Annotated in this window: 18 protein-coding genes; 5 read left to right on the top strand and 13 right to left on the bottom strand. The window is 61.7% G+C overall.

The genetic code is table 11. The features are described from left to right. Positions 1 to 20 precede the first annotated feature (20 nt). Positions 21 to 3,347 (top strand): amidohydrolase family protein, encoded by a 3,327-nt coding sequence (locus K3174_RS13820; protein ID WP_425594438.1) that lies wholly within the window; start codon positions 21 to 23, stop codon positions 3,345 to 3,347. A 62-nt stretch (positions 3,348 to 3,409) separates the two neighbouring features. Here the strand turns inward: K3174_RS13820 and K3174_RS13815 are convergent, their stop codons facing one another. The 9 genes from K3174_RS13815 to K3174_RS13775 all read right to left on the bottom strand — a co-directional run bounded on the left by K3174_RS13815 (position 3,410) and on the right by K3174_RS13775 (position 14,877). After that, entirely contained in the window at positions 3,410 to 4,732 is a 1,323-nt protein-coding gene (locus K3174_RS13815; protein WP_247712196.1) for a methyl-accepting chemotaxis protein, read from the bottom strand. A 79-nt stretch (positions 4,733 to 4,811) separates the two neighbouring features. Beyond that, positions 4,812 to 6,614: a methyl-accepting chemotaxis protein gene (locus K3174_RS13810; protein WP_247712195.1), complete on the bottom strand. Its 1,803-nt coding sequence runs from the start codon at positions 6,612 to 6,614 to the stop codon at positions 4,812 to 4,814. Continuing rightward, entirely contained in the window at positions 6,611 to 8,149 is a 1,539-nt protein-coding gene (locus K3174_RS13805; RefSeq protein WP_221559589.1) for a putative bifunctional diguanylate cyclase/phosphodiesterase, read from the bottom strand. The genes K3174_RS13810 and K3174_RS13805 overlap by 4 nt, the downstream gene beginning before the upstream one ends. A 108-nt stretch (positions 8,150 to 8,257) precedes the next feature. Then, on the bottom strand, positions 8,258 to 9,121 hold the full coding sequence (locus K3174_RS13800) for a CheR family methyltransferase (protein WP_221559587.1): 864 nt from the start codon (positions 9,119 to 9,121) through the stop codon (positions 8,258 to 8,260). Then, a complete protein-coding gene (gene cheB / locus K3174_RS13795) occupies positions 9,112 to 10,209 on the bottom strand; it encodes a chemotaxis-specific protein-glutamate methyltransferase CheB (protein WP_247712194.1) in 1,098 nt (365 codons plus the stop codon). The genes K3174_RS13800 and cheB overlap by 10 nt, the downstream gene beginning before the upstream one ends. An 11-nt stretch (positions 10,210 to 10,220) precedes the next feature. Continuing rightward, a complete protein-coding gene (locus K3174_RS13790; protein WP_221559585.1) occupies positions 10,221 to 10,586 on the bottom strand; it encodes a response regulator in 366 nt (121 codons plus the stop codon). A gap of 56 nt (positions 10,587 to 10,642) precedes the next feature. Beyond that, the gene (locus tag K3174_RS13785; RefSeq protein ID WP_221559583.1) at positions 10,643 to 11,077 is read right to left on the bottom strand and encodes a chemotaxis protein CheW; all 435 of its coding nucleotides are present in this window, start codon (positions 11,075 to 11,077) and stop codon (positions 10,643 to 10,645) included. Further along, the gene (locus tag K3174_RS13780) at positions 11,074 to 13,461 is read right to left on the bottom strand and encodes a chemotaxis protein CheA (RefSeq protein ID WP_221559581.1); all 2,388 of its coding nucleotides are present in this window, start codon (positions 13,459 to 13,461) and stop codon (positions 11,074 to 11,076) included. The genes K3174_RS13785 and K3174_RS13780 overlap by 4 nt, the downstream gene beginning before the upstream one ends. 51 nt (positions 13,462 to 13,512) lie before the next feature. Beyond that, positions 13,513 to 14,877, bottom strand: coding sequence for an MATE family efflux transporter (locus K3174_RS13775; RefSeq protein WP_221559571.1), 1,365 nt, complete (start codon positions 14,875 to 14,877; stop codon positions 13,513 to 13,515). Positions 14,878 to 14,999: 122 nt separating this feature from the next. On the opposite strand from K3174_RS13775, the gene K3174_RS13770 reads away from it, so the two are divergent. Beyond that, complete coding sequence (locus K3174_RS13770; RefSeq protein ID WP_221559569.1) at positions 15,000 to 15,767, top strand: class II aldolase/adducin family protein; 768 nt, start codon at positions 15,000 to 15,002, stop codon at positions 15,765 to 15,767. 23 nt (positions 15,768 to 15,790) lie between these two features. Then, positions 15,791 to 16,336 (top strand): (2Fe-2S)-binding protein, encoded by a 546-nt coding sequence (locus K3174_RS13765; RefSeq protein ID WP_221559567.1) that lies wholly within the window; start codon positions 15,791 to 15,793, stop codon positions 16,334 to 16,336. A 155-nt stretch (positions 16,337 to 16,491) separates the two neighbouring features. On the opposite strand, the gene K3174_RS13760 is transcribed toward K3174_RS13765, so the two are convergent. The 3 genes from K3174_RS13760 to K3174_RS13750 form a co-directional block, all read right to left on the bottom strand. After that, complete coding sequence (locus tag K3174_RS13760; protein ID WP_221559565.1) at positions 16,492 to 18,606, bottom strand: TonB-dependent receptor; 2,115 nt, start codon at positions 18,604 to 18,606, stop codon at positions 16,492 to 16,494. A 143-nt stretch (positions 18,607 to 18,749) separates the two neighbouring features. Continuing rightward, a complete protein-coding gene (locus tag K3174_RS13755; protein ID WP_221559563.1) occupies positions 18,750 to 19,784 on the bottom strand; it encodes a DUF6607 family protein in 1,035 nt (344 codons plus the stop codon). Positions 19,785 to 19,796: 12 nt separating this feature from the next. After that, the gene (locus K3174_RS13750; protein ID WP_221559560.1) at positions 19,797 to 22,109 is read right to left on the bottom strand and encodes a TonB-dependent hemoglobin/transferrin/lactoferrin family receptor; all 2,313 of its coding nucleotides are present in this window, start codon (positions 22,107 to 22,109) and stop codon (positions 19,797 to 19,799) included. A 144-nt stretch (positions 22,110 to 22,253) separates the two neighbouring features. Between K3174_RS13750 and K3174_RS13745 the strand changes: the two genes are divergently transcribed. Continuing rightward, on the top strand, positions 22,254 to 22,598 hold the full coding sequence (locus K3174_RS13745; RefSeq protein ID WP_221559558.1) for an arsenate reductase family protein: 345 nt from the start codon (positions 22,254 to 22,256) through the stop codon (positions 22,596 to 22,598). Here K3174_RS13745 and K3174_RS13740 read toward each other — a convergent pair. Beyond that, a complete protein-coding gene (locus tag K3174_RS13740; protein WP_221559556.1) occupies positions 22,595 to 23,971 on the bottom strand; it encodes an MFS transporter in 1,377 nt (458 codons plus the stop codon). The two genes, K3174_RS13745 and K3174_RS13740, sit on opposite strands and share 4 nt — an antisense overlap. 94 nt (positions 23,972 to 24,065) lie before the next feature. Between K3174_RS13740 and K3174_RS13735 the strand changes: the two genes are divergently transcribed. Further along, positions 24,066 to 24,701: a class I SAM-dependent methyltransferase gene (locus tag K3174_RS13735; RefSeq protein ID WP_221559554.1), complete on the top strand. Its 636-nt coding sequence runs from the start codon at positions 24,066 to 24,068 to the stop codon at positions 24,699 to 24,701. Positions 24,702 to 24,773 lie beyond the last annotated feature (72 nt).

Here is a 24,773-nt window from a genome sequence, read left to right as displayed (position 1 = left end):
TTCGCCTTCAGGAGACCGCCGTGAAGACCAGTATCGCCTCCGTCCTTGCCGTACTTTTTGCGAGCCAGGCCGCTTTTGCGCAGCAGCCCGAACCTAGCCCGAACCCGGTCGAAGAGCAGGAGGTCGAGGCGTCTGCCGAGGACGGCCCGGCGGAAGGCAGCGGTCAGGCGGTGCAGGCAGCTCCGGCAACCGCCAACCCTGCTGCCGCCGACATGGACGAGGAAAAGTGGGATGTCATGGCCCCACGCGGAGCAAACATCCGGCAGGTTTCGATCCGTACCGATGAAGGCACATGGATGGACGTCGACGTCTCGCCCGACGGACGCATGCTCGCCTTTTCTCTGCTCGGCGATATCTATACCATGCCGATTTCGGGTGGCTCGCCCACGCGCGTTGCGGAGGGACTGGCATGGGAAGTGCAGCCGCGCTTTTCGCCCGACGGGCGCCGTATTGCCTTCACCTCGGACCGGGGCGGCGGCGACAATATCTGGATCATGAACGCCGATGGCGCGGACAAGCGCCAGCTGACCAAGGAGGATTTTCGCCTCATAAACCAGGCGAGCTGGTCGCCCGACGGCAATTATATCGTGGCCAAGAAGCATTTCACGACCGAGCGCTCGCTCGGCACAGGCGAGATCTGGATCTACCACGTTTCCGGCGGGGGCGGGGTCCAGCTGGTAAAGCGGGCGAGCGAAACCCTGCAGAAAGAATTGGGCGAGCCCGTCTATTCGCCGGACGGCCAGGCGGTGTATTATTCGCGCAACGTGACCCCCGGTCCGATCTTCGAATATGCCCAGGATTCCACTCAGGGTACGTTTGCCATCGAGCGCTACGAACTGGCGACGGGCGATGTGACCACGGCGGTCAGCGGCTATGGCGGCGCGGTGCGTCCGCAACCTTCGCCCGACGGCAGGAGTATCGCCTTCATCCGCCGCGACAAGGACCGGACCGAACTCTGGGTCAAGGATCTGACCAGTGGCGAGCAGCGCATGGTCTATGGCGATCTCGACATGGACATGCAGGAAACCTGGGCCGTCCACGGCTTCTATCCGCTGATGGACTGGACGCCGGACGGCAATTCCATCGTGTTGTGGGCCGGTGGTAAATTGCAGCGGGTGGCTGCCGATGGCAGCGGAGCCAGCGTCATTCCGTTCAGCATCGACGACACGCGCGGCGTGGCCGATGCACCGCATCCGGCCATACCCGTTTCGCCCGACAGTTTCGCGGCCAGGATCCCGCGCTTCGCCAGTGTGTCGCCCGACGGGCGCACGGTGGTGTTCGAAAGCCTTGGCAAGCTCTATGCGAAACCCGTTGCCGGCGGCACTGCCAGGCGGCTGACCTCCGCTGACGACGACGCGCTCGAATTGTGGCCGTCATGGTCGCGCGACGGACGGCGGCTGACCTATGTTCGCTGGACCGATAGCGGCCTTGGCCAGATCATGACAGCGAATGCCAATGGTTCCAACAGCCGTGCTGTTACCCGCATGCAAGGTCACTACGCGCATCCCCGCTTCTCGCCCGACGGCAATGCGATCGTGTTCGAGAAACGCTCGGGCGGCTATCTGACCTCCCCCGAATTCTCCGAGAACGAGGGCGTATATCGCGTCAGTGCTTCGGGAGGCACACCGGTTCTCATCGCACGGGATACAACAAGACCGCAGTTCGGAGCGGACAATGATCGCGTCTTCATGCTCGGTCGCAACGAAAACAAGCTGCAACTGCTTTCCGCCGATCTCGATGGCGAGGCGCGGCAGGTTCATGCCGAAGGCGAACTAGCGACCGAATATCATGTCAGCCCGCGCGGCGATTTCGTCGCTTTCCGCGAGAATTACGAGGCCTTCGCCATGCCCCTGCTGCCCGGTGGGCAGGCAGTGACGGTAGGCGAGGAAGCCAGCTCTCTGCCGGTCGTCCGCGCTTCGAAAGGCGGAGCCGACTATATCGGTTGGACCGAAGACGGCGGTATGCTCACCTGGTCGATGGGCCCGGTCCTCTATCGCGCCAGCGTGGCCTCGATGTTTGCGAGCGCGCCGAAGGACAAGGATGCGCCGAAATTCGCCGCACCCGCCAGCGGCACATCGCTCGAGCGCACTGTTGCTGCCGACAAGCCGCGCGGAACCGTGGCTATTACCGGCGGAAAAATTCTCACCATGGCCGGCGACGGCGCGGGGGAAATCGCCAATGGTACCATAGTCATCACCGGTGATCGGATTTCCGCCATCGGCCCGGCTTCGTCGATTGAGGTGCCCCAGGGTGCCACGGTCATCGATGCGAGCGGCAAGACGATCATGCCCGGCCTCGTCGATGCACACGCGCACGGGCCGCAGGGTGAGGGCGACCTCGTGCCGCAGCAGAACTGGTCGCTGGTCCAGAACCTGGCCATGGGCACCACGACTATCCACGATCCTTCGTCCAGCGCCAGCATGATCTTTTCGGCTGCGGAGCGTCAGCAGGCTGGAACATTGCTCGCCCCGCGGATCTTCTCGACCGCGGAGATCGTGTACGGGGCCAAGGCACCGAGTGTATATGCCCGGATCGACAGCTACGAGGATGCGCTGGCGCATATCCGGCGGATCAAGGCGCAAGGCGGGATCTCGATCAAGAACTACAACCAGCCCCGGCGCGAACAGCGCCAGCAGGTCGTCGCGGCCGCACGCGCCGAGAACATGCTGGTCGTGGCCGAGGGCGGATCGCTGTTCGGCATGGATATGAACCTCATTGCGGACGGCAATTCGACCATCGAGCACAATGTTCCGGGCGAGGTCTTCTACGAGGACGTGTTGCAATTCTGGGAAGGCTCGCAGTCGAACTACACGCCTACTCTGGTGGTGACCTATGGCGGTCTTGCCGGCGATCCCTACTGGCGGCAGGCGACCGACGTCTTCGACAATCCGCTTATGGTCCACACCCCGCCGCGTCAGCTGATTGCGGAAACCGCGCGCAGGATCACCGCTCCCGATTGGGCCTTCGTCGACGACGAAGCAGCGCGCGAGGCCAAGAAGCTTGCCGATCGCGGTGTCAAGGTGAGCATCGGAGCACACGGCCAGCAGGCCGGGGTTGCCGCGCACTGGGAGCTGTGGAGTTTCGCCCGCGGCGGGATGAGGGCTGTAGAGGCTCTGCGGGCCGGCACTATCGAGCCGGCAAAATCGCTGGGCATGGACCAGGATATCGGCAGCCTGGAGGTTGGCAAGCTCGCCGACCTGCTTGTGCTTTCCGCCGATCCGAGCGAGAATATCCGCAACTCGGACAAGATCGATCGCGTCATGCTCGGTGGGCGGCTTTACGATGCGCGCACCATGAACGAGGTTGAGACGGGTACTGCGCGCCGAAGACCCTATTGGTGGGAGTAACCGGTAGAGACAGAGCCGGCCCAGCTACGCACCGTCATCTGCGGTTTGCCCCTGCAACCGAATCAGGCTGCCCGAATCTGCCCGAGGAATGCGTCCACTCGGCTCTTGAGGGCGCTTGCCTGACCTTCCAGTTCGCTAGCTGAATTGAGAACCTGACTGGCTGCGCTGCCGGTAGCGAGACTCGTCTCGCGCACCTCGTCGATATGTGCCGACACTTCGTCGGTGGAACGTGCGGCAAGGTCTATGCTCCGTGCCAGATCCTGTCCGGCGACCGATTGCTGATCGACCGCGCTCGCGATCGAGATGGCGGTCGTTTCCAGTTCCTTGATCTGTTCCGCGATCGACCGCAAAGCGCCCACGCTCGCCCCTGTCGAATGCTGCATGGTGCGGATCTGCTCGGCAACCTCTTCGGTCGCGCGACTGGTCTGCGCTGCGAGCTCTTTCACTTCGCTCGCGACGACGGCAAAGCCGCGTCCGGCTTCTCCACCACGCGCAGCCTCGATCGAGGCATTGAGCGCAAGCAGGTTAGTGCGCTGGGCGATCGACTGGATGAGTTCGACGATCTGACCGACCTGCTCTGCCGAGGAGGCAAGGGTGGAAATCGTCTCGTCCGCTCCGTTCGCCGCGTCGGTGGCTCGACGGGCGAGGTCTGCCGAGTGCGAGGCCTGACGGCTGATCTCGCCGATCGACATGGCGAATTCATCCGATGCCGCGGCTGCGGCGGTTGCTCCACTATTGGCCTGCTCCATCAAGGATGTGACGAGCTGCGACTGACTAGATGCTTGCTCCGCAGTCGCAGCCATGCCCGATGCCGTAGCATTGAGCTGGCTGGCAGCGGCGGCGACACCGCCAACGACATCGCCTATCCCGCTTTCGAATTCATTGGCCATCCGCATCAACTCAGCTTTGCGCGCTTCCGCGTTCGCTTTGCGAGCAGCAAAGAGTTCGTCGAGCTTGTGGCCTGACCTGAGAAAAACCTCGAAGGAACGCGCAAGTTCACCGATCTCGTCGATCCGATCGGTATTGGCCACCTCGAAGTCGCGTTCTCCCCTGGCCAGACGCGCCATGTCGTCGCTCACTTTCAGATAGGGTTCGATAACGTGTTTCAGCACGAAGCGCAGGCTGGCAATTCCGCCGACCAGTGCGAGCGAGAGGATCGATATAATCAGTATCTGCGCCGTTGCCGCAAAGGACGGAAAAAACAATCCGAACTGTGCAAGGATCGCAATCGCGGTCATTCCGCCAAGTGAAAAGAACGAGGCAATCCTGGCCTTTGTCGCCAACGACTTAGCCATGAACCACTGGTTCAGTCCGGTCAATTGACGAGCGTTCGGCGCGTTCGCGACTTCGACATCGGCGATCTCACGGATGAGGTCGTCGGCCATGATTGAACTATGTGCATTCATCCTCGGGATCCCCCCTTAAGATCGCATAAACCTTAGGGGGGAATTGCTTGAAATGGGGTTAAGCCGCCCGGACGTGCTGCAGGAAGCTCGCAACCTGGGATTTCAGAGTGTTCGCCTGTGCCTCGAGCTCGGTCGATGAATTCAACACCTGATTGGCAGCGGTGCCCGTAGCCAGACTGGCTTCGCGGACATGGACGATATTCGACGACACTTCATCGGTAGAGCGGGCTGCGAGGCCGATGCTGCGCGCAAGATCCTGCCCGGCCAGCGATTGCTGATCCACCGCACTGGCGATGGAAATGGCCGTAGCTTCCAATTCCTTGATCTGACCGACAATCGAGCGCAGCGCACTTACGCTGGCACCGGTCGAATCCTGCATTGCGCGGATCTGCCGCGCGACATCCTCCGTGGCGCGGCTGGTCTGGGCGGCCAGTTCCTTGACTTCGCTGGCGACAACCGCGAATCCTCGACCCGCTTCTCCTCCACGCGCTGCTTCGATCGAGGCATTGAGCGCGAGGAGATTGGTCCGTTTCGCGATCGACTGGATCAGTTCGACGATCTGGCCGACCTGACCGGCGGAGACGGCAAGAGCCGAGATTTTTTCGTCGGCGCCGCCGGCTGTATCCGTTGCCTTGCGGGCAAGTTCGGCGGAATGCGCCGCTTGGCGGCTGATCTCGCCGATCGACATGGCGAATTCGTCCGATGCCGCTGCCGCCGCCGTCACACCGTGCGATGCATGTGTCATCGACGACGAAACGATAGATGCCTGGGTCGTCGCCTGCTCGGCAGTGTCGGCCATCGAACCAGCGGTGGTCTGCAACTGGGTGGACGCCGAAGCTACCCCATTGACGACGTCGCCGACCGTGGCTTCAAACTTTTTCGCGAAAACGACCAGTTCCCTGCCTCGTTCGCGCTGAAGCGTTTCGCGTTCCTGAGCAAGCAGTTCGATCTGTCGGGCCGCCTGAAGGAATATCTCGAGTGCCCGAGCGAGGTCGCCAATCTCATCGTGCCGGTGCGTAGCGGGAATATGGATGTTCTTTTCGCCATGGGCGAGGCGTGTTGCGACATCGGTCATCCGGCTCAGCGTACCTGAGACATCGCGACCGAGCACTCTGGAGCTTATCCAGGCAACGGATAGCCCGGTGATGGCTATGCCGAAGAAGCCGACGAACAACCAAAGAACCATCGTTTGTGTCGCCGTGTCCGATGCTTCGCCGATACGTTCGATATCTTCGCGCGCCTGGATCGCCTGATCGACGAACGCCTGACCTTCGACATATATGCTATCCGAGAACTCCTGCCATTGGGCTTGGGTGCCGCGCGACTTCTGCGCATCCGTTACGCGCATGCGAATTCGCGAAAGCATGTTGTCGAGTTCCGCCAGGCGCGGAAGAACCGATGATGCCGAGTTTGCGGCATGGCCTTTCAGAACCGTGAGATCGCGATCGGTTTCGGTGAAGGATTCGAGCGCGTCGATCAGATCGCTCCGATCGCCCGATACCGCATAGCGCTGGACGAAGAGGCGCCCTTCATTGGTGTCGGCCACCATCCGTTCGGCGGCCAAGGCGGCGGAGGAGATCGCCATACGTTCGGTGCGCGCATCCAGCGCCAGATATCCGCCTACGAATGTTCCGAACAGGCTGAGAAACACTATCGCGATGGTGGCGAGAGAAATGGCACGCAACTTTTCGCCGACCGACTTACGATTGAGCCAGCCTCTGAATCCTTGCTGGGCTGCAGGCTCTGAGCTTCCGACGATGTCCGCGAAGCGCATTGTCGCAGCAATTTCGGGCAGATGCTTGCCGGGCGACGCCTCTTGCTCGGCAACGAGGCCGTTTACCATGTCGTGAAGCGAACTCATGCAACTATGCTATTTCTACTGCTGGCCGCATTGGGCAAGCTTATCGGCTTGCCGAGGTGTTGGGCGATTTCCTCGGCAGGCATAGCCTTGAAATACAGCCAGCCCTGGATCTGGTCGCAACCGGCAGCGCGGACCATGTCGGCCTGTTCCTCAGTCTCGACGCCTTCGGCGGTAACACCCATCTTCATGGCGCGAGCGACCGTGATACTGGAGAGCATCATGGCTCGGCTGCCGTCATCCTGGCTCGCCTGAACCACCAGGCTTCGGTCGATCTTCAGCTTTTCGAAGCGGAACTGGCGCAGGAAGCCGAAGGATGCATAGCCAGTGCCAAAATCGTCCAGAGCAACACGCACGCCGAAGCCGCGAATGACTGCAAGACTGCGTTCGGCAACCACGGGGTCGAGGACAAGGCAGGTTTCGGTAATCTCGAGTTCCAGCCTTTCGGGGGGGAAGCCGGTCTCCTCGAGAATGTGTCCCAACTGGACGGGGAATTCCGGATTGCGCAGCTGAGCGGCGGAAATGTTGACCGACAGCGCAATATCGCTCCAGTCGAGCGCATCGCAGCACGCCTTGCGCAACACCCACAATCCGATCGGATTGATCAGACCGCTTTCCTCGGCAACAGGAATGAAAATGTTCGGGCCGACGCGTTTGCCGTCGGGACGATCCCAGCGCATCAGGCATTCTACAGACACCACCATGCGTGTCCTGCTGTCGACCAGCGGCTGGTAGTTGAGGCGGAATTCGTTGTTGGCGAGCGCGCTTCTCAGCTCGTCATCCATTTCCCGCAATTGTTCACGGCTCTGATCGAATGCCGGATTGAACCAGGTACAACGCATCTTGCCGCCGCGTTTGGAGGCATACATCGCAACATCGGCGCGACGGAGCAGTTCCGACGACGTGACGTCGTCTTGCGGGACACGGCGTGCAAGACCGATGCTTGCACCGAGCGTAAGCCGTCGATCCTCGACATGGATCGGTTTGGAAAGACGTTCGATGATGCGGCGACTCAATCCTTCGAGCAGAGTGCCGGAGACTGGCCCACCGATCATCATCGCATACTCGTCTCCGCCCAGCCGATAAATCCTCGCCTCTCCATCGCTGGTCTGCCTGAAGATATTCGCACATTCGCGGATCGCGGCGTCGCCGACAAAATGCCCGTAGTGATCGTTGGTCAGCTTGAAGCCGTCCAGATCGATCATCGCCAGGGCAACTTCGTGGCCTTGGCGAAATTCCTCTTGGATATCGCTGTGCAGCGCCCGTCGGTTGGGCAGTAGGGTAAGGCTGTCGCTGCGGGATAGCAGATCGACTTTGCGCAGATGCCGCATACCGAAATAGGTGCTGATTGCGGCCGTCGTACCGAACAGAGCCATTCCGACGCCAAGCACGGTGTACGGAGACGTAAAGCCATACAGGCGATTGGCGAGCGCCACGACCCATGTCAGGACGAAAATGCCCGCAAGCGCGGCGATCGGACCAAAGATGATCGTTCGCGAACCGGCGCTTTCATACGAGGTGTGGGACCCCACTGTCATTTTTGCCCATGCGCCTCTATGTTTGCGACCTGTCGCGAAGGCCTAGGGTGCATTCGCTAAGGAACGGTAAAATCACGATTTACCGTATTGTGTAGGGCAGGCGGTTGCTCACGAAACGGCGGCTCTCAACTGTGGCTGCACAGCCGAAATGTCCCGCTGAACCGGTCGATACAGGGACGAACCGCAGGTGGCCGGTTTGAACCGATCGGTCTGGCCGACGACGGTTTCGCCCGCGCCGAGCATCAGCCAGCCATCATGCGTAATCCCGCTGGCCACCCGGTCGAATGCGGTCGCCCGCGTGGCCGGATCGAAATAAAGCAGTACGTTGCGGCACATGACCAGATCGAACCGGCCGGGCGAGGGCGGATAGTCGAGGATATTGTGCTGTTGAAAGCGCGTCATCGATCGGATTTTGTCCGATGCCTGCCAATTGCCCCTGCATTCGGCAAAGAAGTTCAGCATCTGTGCAACGCTTATCCCGCGCTGGATTTCGAACTGTGTGTAAAGCCCGCTGCGTGCCGTTTCGACAGCCTTGCCCGAAACATCCGTACCGAGAATCTCGATCGTCCAACCTTTCCAGCGGCTGGGCTGTTCGGCGAAAATCATCGCCAGGCTGAGCGCTTCCTGGCCGGTCGAACACCCTGCCGACCAGATCGACAGCCGCTTGGTCGGCTCGCGATTGCGCGCAAGATCGGGCAGCACATGGTTCGACAGCTGAGAGAAATATGCGTGATCGCGGAAGAAATAGGTCTCGTTGTTGAGCAGCGATTCCACCACTTTGGTTGCAAGGCGTTGTTCGCCCGGCCGTTCGAGCATGCAGGCTAGCTGGTCGACATTCTCGATACCCAGTTCGCGGAACAGCCCGGACAGGGCGCTTGACACACGCCAGCGGCGACCTTCGGTGAGTTGCTGTCCAGTCCGTTGCGCAAGGAGGTCGCCGATGATCCGGTGCGAAGCATCGTCTATTTCCATGCGCTTGCTCCTGCGCTTGCAATGAGTTTGTCGGCGAGTTCTGCGGGCGGCAGTACGGCTGCAGCCAGTCCCAGTTCGGTCACTGCGCGTGGCATACCCCAAACTGCGCAGGTTTCGGCATTCTGCGCGAACACCGTGCCGCCAGCGGCGACGATCGACTGGGCACCTTCTGTACCGTCGCGGCCCATCCCCGAGAGCAGCACGCCCGCCACATGGCCATCGAACGCTTCGGCAAGCGTTTCGAACATGGGATCCACCGAAGGCGTGCACCCGCTCTTCACCGGATGATATGCGAGGCCGAGAACGTGACGGCCGGCAGACTTGCGGACGACCATGTGGCCATGGCCGGGCGCGATGTAGATTCTGCCACGCTGGATCTCGACACCTTCGTCCGCCAGAACTGTCTGTCTATCGGCTGCCATTTCCATCTGATTGGCAAATACCGGAATGAAGCTCGCGGGAAGATGCTGGGTGATCAGTATCGGCAGATCGAAGTTCTTCGGTACCTGGCGCAGGAACAGGTTGAGCGCGTGAATACCGCCGGTCGACGCGCCGATCGCGACGACCTGGGGTGCCTTGGTCGCCGATCTGGTCAGCGGCGCAGTCGCAACCACCCTCGCGGCCTCTTCCGGCTTGATGCCTTTCAGCGCACGGATCTTGCCGAGCAGGTTCGATCTGTAGTCATCGTTGAAACCGCCCGGTCGCGGCTTGAGCATCGTGTCCGCAGCACCCAGGGAAAGGGCCTTTACGGTTGCCTCAGCGCCATCGGCGGTGAGCGATGAGATTACGAGCACCTTGGTTTCGGGTGCGGCTTCCAGGATTTTCGGTAGTGCCTCGATCCCGCCCATACCGGGCATTTCGAGATCGAGGAGCATCACGTGCGGGTTGGCTGCAGCCAGTTCCGCGATACCGCTTTCCGCTGTGCTCGCGGTCGCAACGACGCTCATGTCGTGTTCTAGCTTGATCATGCGCGAGAATACCGTGCGCACCGTCAGCGAATCGTCGACGATCATTACCCGCACCGGGTCGGCGCAGAGCTTGCGGGGTGTGTCCGCTACAGAGGAGTCGGAACGGAGAAGCGCGCCCATGTCACGCCACCTCAGGCCATACCGACAAGCTGCAGCTTGATCTGTAGCGTCTCGTGATCGAACGGCTTCATGACATACTCGTCGGCACCGGCGCTGATCGCTTCGCGGATGTGGGCGACATCGTTCTCGGTCGTGCAGAAAACGACTTTGGGCTTGTCTCCGCCGTCGCGCTGGCGGAGCTGCGTAATGAACTCGATGCCGGTCATGACGGGCATGTTCCAGTCGAGCAAAACGACGTCGGGCATGGCTTCGTCGCAACGATCGAGGGCTTCCTGGCCGTTCTCCGCTTCCTCGACACTGAAGCCGAGCGTTTCGAGGATGTGCCTCGAAACCTTGCGGATGACGCGCGAATCATCGACGATAAGGCAGGTTTTCATTTCAATGACCTCTGGTGCTTTCCGACGTTTCCTAACCCCGGTGGGTAACTATTCGCTTAAGCCGCTTCTGCGATTGACCCTGCCACGATGGTCTGGACATCGATAAGAAGAGTCGGGCCGCCGTCGGTTTCGACCATCCCGCGCGCCGCAGCCTGCCAGCCGGGTCCGAAACCACCTGGAACATCCATCGGTTCGCTGCGCGCTTCACCGACGTCGTAGGCCGCATCGACCATCAGCGCGTAGAGATGGCCATCGACGTCCACCACCGCAGCGCGCTGGTCGGCAATCTCGGCCTGGCCCTCGAAGCCCAGCGCAATGGAGCAATCGATCACCGTCAGCGCCTGACTGCGCAGAGCGGTCAGGCCACGGATGAAGGCGGGCACGCCAGGGATGGGTGTTATTTCGCCGATCTCGATCACGGACTGGACTTGGATTGCCGGAATTGCGGCGCGCCGCCCGGCGATCAGGCACATCAGCAGCAGTTCGTTCATGCCGTCTTCCCCATGCGGAATTGCTTGAGCGCGGCCAGCAGTGCCTCGCGATCGTAGCGATAGATGCTGTCGGATGTGTCTTCAACGGCGACTTCGGGTTCGGGGCGCAGATGGATCACGCGGCGTGCGGGACAGGAAATCTCCGCAGTGCTTTCCGCCAACCGAATCTCCACATCGGCTTCTTCGCTGTCTTCGGTCGAAACGCGGTAGCCCGCAGCTTCGACCAGCGGTCCAAGAATGGTGCGAGCCCAGTCGCTGTCGGCAGGCAGGCGGCAGGACATCGGATGGTCGACGCGGCGCGGAGCGCGATGGCTGGCGAACAGGGTGTGACCATCGATGACGGGCACCGGTTGATTGCCTATCAGCGTAACACCTTCAATCGCGGGATCGACCGTTGAAGGGACGATTTCGCCTTCCATATTGGCGGCATCGAGAACCTCTCGCACGGCGTAGGCGATTTCGCATTCGCCGTCCGACAGGCGCAGCAGGCGGCACTTTTCTTCCGGCAGATCCCCATATTCGTGGCCGACAAGCGAGAAGATTGCACCGTCGATGACGGCTTGTGCCCGGGAGCCTTCGATGTCGATGGCATCGCGCGAAATCGTGTCGATGCGGCGGACGAGTTCGAGCCGCGCAGCGCGCTGCCGTCCGTCGAGGCCCGTGAACAGCATTATCGGCGTGGTTTTTCGATCCTCGACCTTCTCTTCCTCGTCTACGCGGGAGCTGCTGCGCATCTCGGTCACCAGGCCTCGAAGCTGCGCAATGCTCGGCAAATCGATCAACATCATCGGTTTACCGTCATCCAGCAGCGTAGTGCCGGCATAGAGGCGAGTTTCCATGATCGCGGGAGCGATCGGTTTCACCACCACGTCCTCGTGGTCGTAGACCCGGTCAACGGCGAGCGCGAACACATCGTCGGTAGCAAGTCGAATGAGCACAAGCGTCCGACTTTCCCAATCCACGTGCTCGTTGGCTTCGATACCGAGAATTTCGCCGAGCGAAAGGCAGGGCACGCGCTGGCCGCGGAAAGTAACCAGTCGGCGTTCGCCGGCCTCGGCGAAATCGACATGGTCGCTCGATCCGAAGACGATCTCTTCGACATAGCTGCGCGGGATCGCGTAGCGCTGACCGCCGCTGCCCACGGTCAGCGCCGCAATGATGCTGAGGGTGAGCGGCAGCTTCAGATAGAAGCTGGTGCCTTCGCCGGGCTTGCTGGTAACATCGATCGAACCGCCGACACGTTCTATATTGGAACGCACCACATCCATGCCGACACCCCGGCCAGAAACCGAGCTGACCTTTTCGGCGGTCGAAAGACCTGGCTCGAAAATAAGATAAAGCTTGCGGCGTTCGGACATCCTGTCGATTTCGGACTGGCTGTAGATGCCTGCCGCAACAGCTTTCGCCGCAAGGCGGTCGGTGTCGATGCCGCGCCCGTCATCCGTGATGGCGAGGGTGATCTGATTGCCCGACTGGCGGGCGGCGAATTTCAGCAAGCCGATCTCGCGCTTGCCCGTCTTGATGCGTTCGCCGGGGCCTTCGAGGCCATGATCGATGGCGTTGCGGATGATGTGGGTCAGCGGATCGCGGACCATCTCCACCATCTCGCGATCCAGCTCGACTTCGCCTCCTTCCAAATCGACCATGACCTGTTTGCCGAGTTCGGTGGACAGATCTCGCACGAGGCGGGGGAACGAGGTGAAGAGGTGCTCGAGCCGCTGCATGCGCATGCGGGTGATCGATGTGCGGACATCGGCAAGTATGGTGCTGAGGCGGTCGAACGGTCCGTCGATCGTCGGCTGTTCGCCCGCTTCGCGCAGACGACGGGCCAGATCGTTTCGGGCGAGGACCATATCCGAAACGCCCTTCATGACCTCGTCGAGCAGATCGGTAGGAAGGCGGATCGTGCGTTGGACGGCATTGCGAGCCGCTTTCGGAGCCGCATCCTTGTCTACGCCGCCCACAGCCGGCTGTTCCGGTGCAATCGACGGGGCTTCGCCCACGACGCCGGGAGTTTCGTCCGATTGAAGCGCTGCGATCAGAGCGTCATCGCCGCCTGCGGGAAATTCCTCGCCGGCGCCGATGGCATCGGTCATCTCGCTGATGCGATCCACAATGGCCAGCACCGCCGACACGAGCGTGCTGTCGGGTTCGCGGCGACCGGCACGACATTCGGCCAGCGCATCTTCCGCCGCGTGGCTCAGCTTTTCCAGTCGCGGAAAGTCGAAAAAGCCGCAATTGCCCTTGACCGTATGGACGAAGCGGAAAATCGTATCCAGCCGCGCCCTGTCCGAAGGATCGGCTTCCCACGCGACGATCTCGCCACCGCTTGCTTCCAGCATTTCGCTGGTTTCTGCTACGAAATCCGCCAGCAGGTCGTCCATGATTCAAAGCCCTTCGTACGATCAGAAGAGGCTATGGACGATGATGGTTAACTATTGGTTTTGAAGCGAACGGACCTTTTCTGGACCGACACGAAGGACGCGCCAGACGACAAACGCGGCAAGCGCGCCACCAAGCAGGTTCGCGACGAGTTCGGCTGCGTAGATTGCGTCGGACCCGTAGTTGGCGCGAAGCACCCAGCCGAAAGGAAGCATGACGAGGAAAACCCGCGCCGCGCTCTGGGCTAGGGCGAGACCGGCTTTGTCGACGGCGTTCAACGCACCATTGGCGACAATCAGCAGGCCGAAACCCGCATATCCCCAAACCGAGATCGCGAGGTAATGCGAGAATTCGTCGATAACGGCAGGATTGTCGGTGAAGAAATCGGCAAACCAGTCGCCCGTAAGGAACAGCAAGAGCGCGATAGCCAAGCCGTATCCGAGGCAGAACAGGGCGGACCACCACATGGCTCGGCGTGAACGGTCCGGTCGGTTGGCACCCCAGTTCTGTCCGACAATCGCACCGATCGATCCCGAAAGCGCCAGCAAGGGCACGACGGCGAAGCTCTGCAGTCGGCCTGCCGCACCGAAGCCCGCAACGGCCGCTTCCCCCTGACTGGCGAGGAGCGCGGTGAGAACCGATAATCCGATGGGATTGATGGCGTTGGAAAAAGCGGCCGGCCCGGCCACCGAGATGATCGCCCTGCTCGATGCGCCGATGTCGCAGTCGCGGATCGCCGCAGGATGAATCTGTAATTGGGCGCCCTTGATGAGCCACAGCGCCGCCAGGATCGCAATGGCGAACCCGGCAATCGTGGCATACGCCGCCCCGGCTATGCCGAAGCCTTCGAAGCCGAAGGCTCCGGTGATGAGGATCGGGTCGAGAATCCAGTTGGCGAGCGAATAGGTCAGCGAGACATAGCTTGTCTTGCGCGCTTCTCCCTGCCCGCGCAGCACGCCGTTCAGCCCCATCTGAAGCAGCAGCACGGGCAAGCCCAGCGCATAGGGCCGCATATACTGCTGAATCAGCGGCAAGAGCGCGTCCGATGCCTGCATGAGCCGGAATAATGGGTCGAGCACAAGGTACAGCAGCAGGCCCAGGACGATCCCGGCGACCAGCGCGAATACCGCGCCGAAATTCGCCCGCCGCTCGGCGCGCGCGACATTGCCTTCGCCAAGGGCCCGGGCGATCACGGAATTGATGCCGACCATAACGCCCACACCGAGGCTCGAAAGCGCAATGGTGATCGGGAAGATGAAGCTGACCGCGGCCAGTTCCTGCGCGCCGAGCTGACCGATGAAATAGGCGTCGATCAGTCCGACCGACATGATCGCCGCGACCCCGAAAACCATCGGCAGCGTCTGCTCGACGAGATGGCCGCGAATACTCCCGCGGGTGAGTTTGGCCATCTCGCTCATCGGCTGGGGCGTTAGCGGGGTGCGGCGGGCTTGCCTAGCGCGAAGTCCAGCTTGCTTGCGGACTCGGGCCGGCTCGTGCGATACAAGTCCTGAAACAAAACCTCTTACGGAGAGAGAACGCCATGGCGACCCAGATGAAGACCCGCGATTTCGAGTGCACCGATGCCGAATGGCAGGCGCGGCAGGATCTCGCGGCCTGCTATCGCATCTTCGACCATCTCGGCTGGGGCGAAAGCATCTACAACCACATCTCGGTTGCCGTACCAGGTGAGGAGGATGTCTTCCTGATCAACCCGTTCGGGCTGCTCTACGACGAGGTAACCGCTTCGAATCTGGTCAAGATCGATGTCGAGGGCAACAATGTCGGTCCGTCGCAATACATGGTCAACAAGGCCGGCTTCACCCAGCATGCCTATTTTCACAAGAACCTCGGCAGCCGCGCAAACGCCATCTGCCATGTGCACACCACCGCCACCATGGCAGTATGCAGCCACAAGGACGGGCTGGTCCCGACCAATTTCTACGCCTGCAATTTCCAGGATCAGATCGGCTATCACGATTTCGAAGGCGTGACGGTCCGCCCCGACGAGGGGGAACGGCTGGTCGAAAACCTTGGCGACCATTCGATCCTGATGCTGCGCAATCACGGGCCGGTGGTGATGGACAAGACCATTCCCGGCATGTTCGTGAAGATGTGGGCCTTGCAGCGTGCCTGCGAGATCCAGGTCGCGACGCTGAGCCAGGGCGAGGCCAATGTGATTTCGCGGGAAGTGGTCGACGTCCACCAGCGCGACATAGCGGTGATGACCTCGCAGGGCGGGGCGGGCGTGTTCGATTTCGAGGCGTGGAAGCGCCGCGTGTCGAAGATAGACGATAGCTGGAAGTACTGACCGCGGCCTGAGACGCGCCGCGCATGACCAGCATGACTGTCAACGGGAAGCCGATGCGCTTCCTGATGGACCCCGATACCCCGTTGCTGTGGGCCCTGCGCGACGCGGCCAATCTTACCGGCACCAAATATGGCTGCGGCGAGGGCGATTGCGGCGCGTGTATGGTTCATGTCGATGGCGAGGCGCTGCGATCCTGCCTCATCACTATCGCCGAATCCGAAGGCCGGTTCATCACAACGATCGAAGGCCTGAGCCGCGACCGCTCGCATCCCGTCCAGCAGGCGATGGTTGCCGAACAGGCAATCCAGTGCGGCTATTGCACCCCGGGGATTGTCATGGCGGCGAGCGCCCTGCTGGCAAAAAATGCCGCTCCGTCGGAAGCGGAGATCAAGGAAGCCATACCCAATCTGTGCCGCTGCGGCGTCTATCCACGCCTGGTTCGATCGATCCAGCGTGCCGGGCGAGTGGCGCGGCGGCAGGAAATCATCAGCGCAGCGCCGGCTCCTGGGATCAGCGCAGAGGATGCTGCGCGCGAGATCCCTGCCTTGTCGGCGCCCGAAGAGGAATGAAGACCAGCCAAAGTTCGCTCAGGGTGTACGCTGAAATAGGCGCTACGCCGGTTGACCAACTTTTCCGATACTTGCATCGTGGGGCTGGCAGGACGGGCTGTCATTCCGTTAGAGGAGCGGCGATCACGCCATTTGATCGCCGCTCCGGTGTGAAGTTACATTTCCACCCGCACACCGATCCGTGCGCTGAACGGCTCGGCAGGCTGGATATTGTCGTCACCATGGGCGCTGGGATAGTAGGTTTCGTCGAATAGATTTTCGATATTGAGCTGAACGCTCAGGCGCTCGTTCACGGTATAATAGGCTGCCGCATCGACGCGCCAGTAGCTGGGTAGTTCGACCGTGTTCGAGAAGCTGGCATACTGGTCCGACTGGTGGATGACTCCAAGTCCGAAGCCCAATGCCTGGGTCACGTCGAACCGGTTCCATGCGGCAACCTGGTGTTTGGGGGTCTGCTGCAGGCGCTGGCCGGCGGGGCCGAAGCTGCTGGCGGTGCGCAGTTCGCCGTCGAGATAGGTATAACCGAGATTGGCTTTCCAGAAATCGGTAATCTCGCCGACCGCGCCGATCTCGAACCCGTCGACACGGCTCTTGCCGGTCAAGGTCGTCACGCCCATGCTGTCGGTAAAGGGGGTCTTGCTCCGCTCGAGCCGGAAGGCGGCGGCGGTCACCAGTACCTTGGCCAGGGGCGCCCATTTCAGGCCAAGCTCGTAATTGGTGAACTTCTCCGGCTCGAACTGGGTCGAGGTGGGGCTGAGCAGCAGGAACTGGTCGCCGGCCTGGGGCAGGAAGCTTTCCGCGTAAGAGGCATAGATCGAGAGATCGCGGTTGGGCTTCACGATCAGGCCGAGGCGGGGGCTGACTTTCTCATCGACCCGGTCGCCCGACACGCCTCCTGTGACGTCGAGCGTCTGGAGGTCGAAGCGATCCCAGCGCAGCCCGCCGACGAGTTCGATGTGATTGCCGATCTGGAGCTGCTCCTGAACATAGAAGCTGAGCGTATCGAGCTGGGAATCGCGCAGGCGCGCACCCACATTGAGCGCGTAGGGCGGGATGAAGATCGTATCCGCAAGCGGTGTTTCGTTCGGCGCGAGTCCGTCCGTGCCTGGCGCGCGGGTAAAGCTGACCGTATCGCGTCCGTTGGTGGTGTCCTGGCGGCTCGCTTCGAAGCCGAGCAGCAGGGTGGACTCGATTGTATCTCCGCCCGTCTGCCAGACGAGATTGCCTTGGCCGATCCAGTTCTCGCGGTTCGTGTAGTCGCGATAACCGCCGAGGAAGACGGTATTGGCGGCCGTATCGAAGCCGGAGGGCAGGATGTTGGCATAGACCTTGTCGTAATCGGCATACTGGATCGTGCCGTTGGCAGTCAGGCCGCTGCCGAAATCGTGTTCGATGCGCGCACGGCCGATATGAACCTGTGCCTCTGCCTCGTTGAAATCGGGATCGCCGAAGAAGGTATCGTCGTAGCCGCGCAATGGGCCGATGTCGTCCACCGAGGGGACGCCGCGGTCGGTGATGCGCTTGTCGTCGTCATAGGTGTAGCTGGCGACCAGGGTGGTTTGCGGGCCGAGTTGCGCAGTAATGGTGGGCGAGACACCGAAGAACCGGCCTTCATAGAAGTCGCGATGGCTATCGAACTCTTCATAGGTGCCGTTCACGCGCAGCGCGACGCCATCGGAAAGCGGCTGGTTGACGTCCGCGAGCAGGGCGAAAGCACCGAAACTGTCGACCGAGGCCTCTCCAGAGATCGCCTGTCCGGCAAGATCGGCGCGCTTGGCCACGCGGTTGATGGCGCCACCGCCCGCGCCGCGTCCGAAGATCAGTGCATTGGCGCCCTTGAGCACTTCGACCCGCTCGATATTGTAGAGCGAGCGATAATACTGCGCATCGTCGCGCAGGCCGTCGATATAGAAATCGGCGGTCGTTTCCTGGCCGCGGATGAACACTTCGTCGCGGTGGCCTTCACCGGTTTCCATGCTGATGCCGGGTACGTACCGCAAGGCTTCGCCAAGCTGGTGGATCGCCTGGTCTTCCAGCTGATCCTCGGTGATGAAGCTGACGCCCTGCGGCACGTCGATCAACGGAGTCGGAGTCTTGGTGGCAGTGGAGCCGTCCCGATTGTCGTAGCCGGTATCGCGTTCGCCGGTAACTACGATATCGCTCGGCAGATAGTCGCGTTCGGGCTGTGCGTTATCGGCATGCGCGGCGCTGGCGGAGAAAACGAAGGCGGCACCGGCAAACAGCGCGGCGCGCGAGTAACGATTGGTCATGAATATCCCTCAGGCGAAAATGATTCTCGATCGCCGTGGCCAGCTATTGAGAAGTATTCGCAATTGCAAGAATTATCCTATGACGCGCGTCTCTCTTCTGCGCCGCACTGTGGGCGGAGGTGCCGCAAGCGTTTGCTTGACCATCAATACTCGTCCTCCGCACGTGCGACCTGTGCCTTGGCTGCGGCTCCCGGAGCAGTCGCCTCGCCGATCAGGGCTTGCGCTTCGGCAATGCCGTCGGCCTCGCTCAGCTCGCCGGACTTGATTTCGTTCGCGATGGTCAGCAGGCGGCCGCTGACGACTGTGCCGGTCTGCGCTTCTTCTTCGATGGCGATGCCATCGTTGGCCTGGGCGACCTCGTCCCACTTGGCGCGGACTGCGCCCCAGTAGCTTTCGGTCGCCTTCCAGTAATCATCGGCCGCAGCGACATTGTAGCCGTCGAACTTGTCATAGGTGTTGAGGACATATTCCTGCACCACCGACTTAAGCCCGTCCTCGCCCGCGGCATCGGGCATCATCTTTGTATTGTCCTGCCAGTGAATCCAGCCCGTCGGGGTCAACTGGTGGCGGTTGATCGCGGCATAACGGTCGTAGACCGGATTGCGCACCGCATCGCGGCGGGCGAGCGGGCGCCAGGTCCAGTTCGAACGCCAGCGGCGGATGCCCTGGCTGTCGTGCCATTCGCCCCAGCCGGCATAGCGCGGACTGTCGTCGACCTGATAGACCGTCTGCGACCAGCGTCCGTTGCGCAGACGTTCGGGCACTTCCATCCACTCCCAGGTGTTCGGACCGGAATAGGCGAGGATTTTCTCCGGCTCGTATTCCCAATCCTGCCGCCAGTGTTTGATCACCATCTCGCTGCCTTCCTCGCCGACGACGAGCAGGTGCTGGAGTACGATCCTGGTGCCTGTATCCTCGATCACGCGGACCGATTCATGACCGCCGGAAATCTTGCGCTCAAGCGGCTCGTAGCCCTTCATCCAGGCTGTCGATTCCTGCATGTCGAAGCGGACCTTGTAATCGCCCGCCATCGATAGGATGGTTTCGCGGTCACGTTCGAAGTGCGCGCGCTCGACCGCCTCACCGCGGTCGGCGATGGGGCCATCGGCAAGTACCGGTGCGGCGATGAGAGCGGTGGCGAGTAGCGCCGAGCGGTAAAGTGTCGTGATTGTATTCATGGGTGTCCTCCCTCAGAACTGGAAGCTGAGCGAAACGCTCGCATTGCGGCCGGGCCGCGTATAGGCATCGGCCAGTGCGCCGCCGGTAGCCGGATCGGTGGTCGAGGCCGTTGACGACAGGCCCCTGACGTCCTGCCAATAGGAATAGGTCTCGTTCGAAATATTGAATATGCCCGCGCGCAGCTTGAGCATGTCGGTGATGGAAAAGAACGCCGTGGCATCGAGGATCATGAAAGCATTGGGCCGGTAATTGTCCGCACCGGTTCGTTCGGCGCCCTTTCGGGCGTGATGCGTCATGATGAGCTCGCCGCCGAAACGGCCACCGGGATCGCGATAGCCAACGCCCGCCACAAGATTGAGCGGGTCGACCGATTCGAGCGGTACCTTTCCGCCTCCCGGCAGGATTTCATCGCCATCGGCATAGGCGATGGCAAAACGCCCGGTGAAACCGCTGTCGAACCGCAACTCGGCCCGACCCTCGAGCCCTTCGATCTCGACCCGGCCGATATTCACGTACTGGAAGATCGATGGATCGGCTGGCGTACCTGCACCACCGACCACGGCCTGATCGATGAAATCCTTGTAATCGGCTTTGAACGCTACGGCCGACAACGACAGCCCATCGTTATTGTAGCGGATGCCGCCTTCCCAGCTCTCGCTCCGTTCGGGTCCGAGGTCGGGATTGGGGCGCGATGTGTATCCGAAGGCAGGGTTGCTGAAGAAGTTGTTGATCTGGAAAGGCGTGGGCGCGCGGAAGCCTTGCGCGTAATTGGCAAAGAGACGGATATCTTCACCGAGTTTCACGACTGCGCCCACTTTCGGCGAGAGCCGGGAATCGTCCTGCGCCCCCAGATTGGGATCGGGATAGAGCGGGTCGGTCTGCGGATCGAGGCTGTAGAAATCGAACCGCAAGGCTGGATACAGCGTCAGCGCGCCATCGAAGAAGCCGATCTCGTTGCCGAGGAATATGCCTCCGAGCATAAAGTCGGTTTCGGGAAAGGCGCTGGTCGGAAAAGTCTCTCCACTCGGCGGGACGGTGCCGTCGCGAAGACCCTTCTGGTTCGTCCAGCTGATATCGCCGCCAAGAATGGCACGGTAATCGACCGATCCCGTGGCGAACTGAGTCCGAACCTCGGCGCTCGCACCCCAGACGCGGTTCTCGAAAGTGTTCATGCGGGTGCGATCGGGGGCGGGGAGCGCGACGCCGGTACGATCTTCCTCGGTATACTGAATGTCTTCGCCGTCCTGTCCGTAAACGGCTAGATTGGCGTATTCGACCGTTTCTTCGCCCTCCCAGGTCCAGTCGAGCGAAACCCGTTTGCGTTCGGTCTCGTCGTCGGCAACCAGCCGATCGACGATCCATGCGGGCGGAGCAGGCGGCGGGCCGAACAGATAGGTCGGCTCGAGGCCGGATTGAACATCGGAATATATCCTGCTGTCGAGATACTCGCCGGTCAGGCGAATGCGATGTCCGCCAGCATGCCAAACCAGCTTGCCGAGAAGGGCATTGGATTTGCCGTCCTGTGGGTTTGGCCGAGTGCGTCCAGATCCAGTGCCGCCGACATCGCCCTGATTGTCGAGTTCCTCGAAATCGCGGCGGGTGTAGGCGAGCATGGCCGAGAAATTGCCGAACCGGCCGGCAAGGGCCGCGGTTTCCGCGAACTCGCTGTCCTCGCTGGCATAGGATGCTCGGACGAACCCGCCGACTGTTTCCCCTGCGCCGATCAAATCAACCGGATCGCTGGTGGTAAAACTGATGGCGCCTGCAAGACCGTCGCTGCCGTATAATGCCGAAGCAGGGCCGCGCAGGATTTCGACGGATTTGACCAGCGAGACGTCGGTATAGCCGCCACGTCCAGCGTCCTGCGCGCCGAATGTGAAGCCTTGCGGGCTGCGAATGCCGTCAACCTGGATCAGGACGCGGTTGCCACCGATCCCGCGAATGACGAAGTCTTCGTTGCGCGCCCGCCCGGCGGTGCCGAGTGCCGCACCGAACCGGGCGGGTGCGCGGCGGACCGACACACCGGGTTCGTAACGAACCAGGTCCTTGATGTCGGTCGCCAGTTCGTCGGCGATCTGCTCATCGTCGATATCGGTGACAGTTGCCGGCGCATCCTCGATCTCGAGCGGGGTGCGCGTCGCGGTGACCACGATCCTGCCGGTCGTTTCCTCTGCGTCAGCCACGGCTTCCGCATTGGCCGAGACCATGGCTGGACTGGCGGCGGCGGCAAGAGCCAGCAGAGTTGCGCCCGTCCGCAGTTGAGCCCGATTGCTGCATGGCGCGCCAACCGAAGCCGGTCGCGCGATCTCGCGTCGTGATCTCATGAATTTCCCTGTTCGCCTTCCTGGATGCGTGCTTGATATTGCGAGGCAGTCGCATTTGCAACAGGATTATGGGAAATCGATGTTTGCGTTTCGTCGGCCACGGCGGCAGGGCCTTACCCGAGATTCGAAATGGAGAAGCGGGCCATGAAGGCGACCATCTGGCACAATCCGAAATGCGGCACTTCCCGCAAGACGCTCGCGATCCTCGAAAACCTTTCCAGGGTCGATGTCGAAGTCATCGAGTATCTGCAGAACCCGCCGAGCGCGGAGAAGCTTGCCCAGTTGTACGGCGATGCTGGGATACCGCCGAGGGAAGGGTTGCGCCTGCGCGGGACCGATGCCGAAGAACGCGGCCTGCCCGATGCATCGCCGGGTGAGATCCTGGCGGCGATGGCTGCAGATCCTATCCTGATCGAACGACCGCTCGTGGAAACAGAGAGAGGTGTCCGTCTCTGCCGTCCGCAGGATGTGGTTCTCGAAATTCTCTAGGTGCGGTCCCGCGTCAGCGTGCTGTCGGCCTGCAAGCTCGCCCAGCCATAGGCGAAAACTATTCCGCACAGCGCTACGATCAACCCGAAACCGAGCCAGTCGGAATGGTTGTAAAGCCAGACGCCTAGCGCGGGCGCATAGATGAAGCTTGCTCCCGCGACCGAAGCGGTGACACCTCCGGCCCGGCCCTGTTCGGCGCGCGTCAGGGCGAGCGACGTTCCGGACGTATTGCCCGGGCGGAACAGGCCGAAACCGAGCGATGCGATGGCATATCCCAGGGCGATCGTGTGCAGGTTCTGACCGACCGCAAGCACGATCGTGCCCACACCGGAAATCGCGATACCCAAAAGCGACGCGGCGCGTGGGCCGAGGTTCAGCCGGGGGATCAGACCCCATTGGGCAAGAAGTGTCGCGATCGCGCCTGCCATCAGCACCAGACCGACCGGCCCTGCGCCCGCAGTTGGGTCGGCCCGCAGACCCATCCGGTCCAGAACGAGAAAACCCGCGATTCCGAGCACCATCGCCTGTGCATGACCACCGAGCAGCCCGCAAATCACCCAGGGACGGAGGCGTGGTTCGAACCAGCGCAGCTTGCGCGGCTCATCCAGTTCTTCCCCATCATCGTTGTCGTTTTCGCTGCCGCCGCCGGCGTTCTTGGCAACTTCGGAGCTCGGGCTGCCGGAATAGGGAGATTCGTATGTGCTGCCACGCGCCGGAAACTGCGGTTCATCGTCGGGCAGGCGCAGCCTGAGAGCGATCAGGGTGACACCTCCGATCAGCGCAAAAACGAGGAAAGGGCCGGCCAGCCCGATAACGGGTAGCACCATCAATGGCGCGAGAGCCGGACCGATCACGGTGCCGAGGCCGAAGCTCGATGCGATCAGCGACAGCGCCTGCGTCCGTTCGGATCGGGGCGTCCGGCTGGCGACATAGGCTTGGACGGCAGGCGGCGCGGCGCTGCCGAACCCGCCATAGAGACTGCGCGCAGCCGCGAACAGCAGCAGCGCCCAGAATGCCGGCAGAATCCCGGCAAGACCCAACCATAGCATCAGGCCGCACAACAAGAAGCTGGCGATGAAGCCGAGCATGCCCAGCGCCATCATCGCCTTGCGGCCGCGCCGATCCGAGCGTTCCGCCCACATCGGCGCGCAGATCACCCAGAGCAGGGCAGACCAGCTATAGGCCAGGCTGATCCAGACATCGTCCACCCCCAGCGAGGTGCCGATCGACGGCATGACCGATTGCATCGCCGTGTTGCCCGCCGCCGTGGTCAGCATGACCGTAAACAGGAGCGCCATGCGTGCGCGCGGGATGGCGGACGGGCGCGCCGATGGCAGCGGCGCTCTTGTCTCGGCGGGTTCGAAATCGGCCATCGATTGCGCGGTAGGCCCGCGCCGGCGACCTTGCAATGGCGCAGAGAGGCTGGCAGATGCGAGGTTTAACGAAACTGTCACAGGGTACGCGATTTTGACCGGACATCAGGGCGTTGGCGCCATCGCACGGCCGAGCTTGCGAAAGCGGGCTGCGCGGTTCTTCGGCCAGTGGGGCGTATTCTTTCGCGGCTTCATAGAGGAACCGCGCATGGTCGGGTCGATCATTCCATCGTCGCGCTTCACCATCGAGAAGATGCTGGCGCCGGTCGATTGGCAGCGCTGCAAAGTGTTCGTCGAATACGGCCCGGGAGTGGGCACGTTCTGCCAGCCGGTGCTCGACCGTCTGCGGCGCGACGGCACGCTGATCGTGATCGACACCAATCCGCTTTATGTCGATTATCTGCGGAAACATTTCCGCGACAGCCGCTTTCATGCGGTCCACGGCTCGGCCGCCGATGTGGTCGAAATCGTCAAGGCGCATGGCTGTGACGGGGCGGATTATGTTCTTTCGGGCCTGCCGTTCTCAACCCTGCCCGAAGGCGTGGGCCCGGCCATCGCCCAGGCAACCCACGAAGTCCTGCGCCCGGGTGGCGCCTTCCTCGTCTACCAATTCTCGGCGAGGGCACGCGATTTCATGGCACGGCACTTCCGCAGGATCGATCGCGGGTTCGAGTTCTGGAACGTGCTGCCCTGCCAGCTCTTCTGGGGCTGGAAGGATCGCGACACCTAGGGTCTGTGGGGATTTAGGATTCCCATTTGCGTGGATTTGTGATTCACGCTTTGGATGGAACGCTTTGTACTG

The organism is Qipengyuania qiaonensis, assembly GCF_019711515.1.
GTDB lineage: Bacteria > Pseudomonadota > Alphaproteobacteria > Sphingomonadales > Sphingomonadaceae > Qipengyuania > Qipengyuania qiaonensis.
This window is presented reverse-complemented; position numbering and strand designations above follow the sequence as displayed.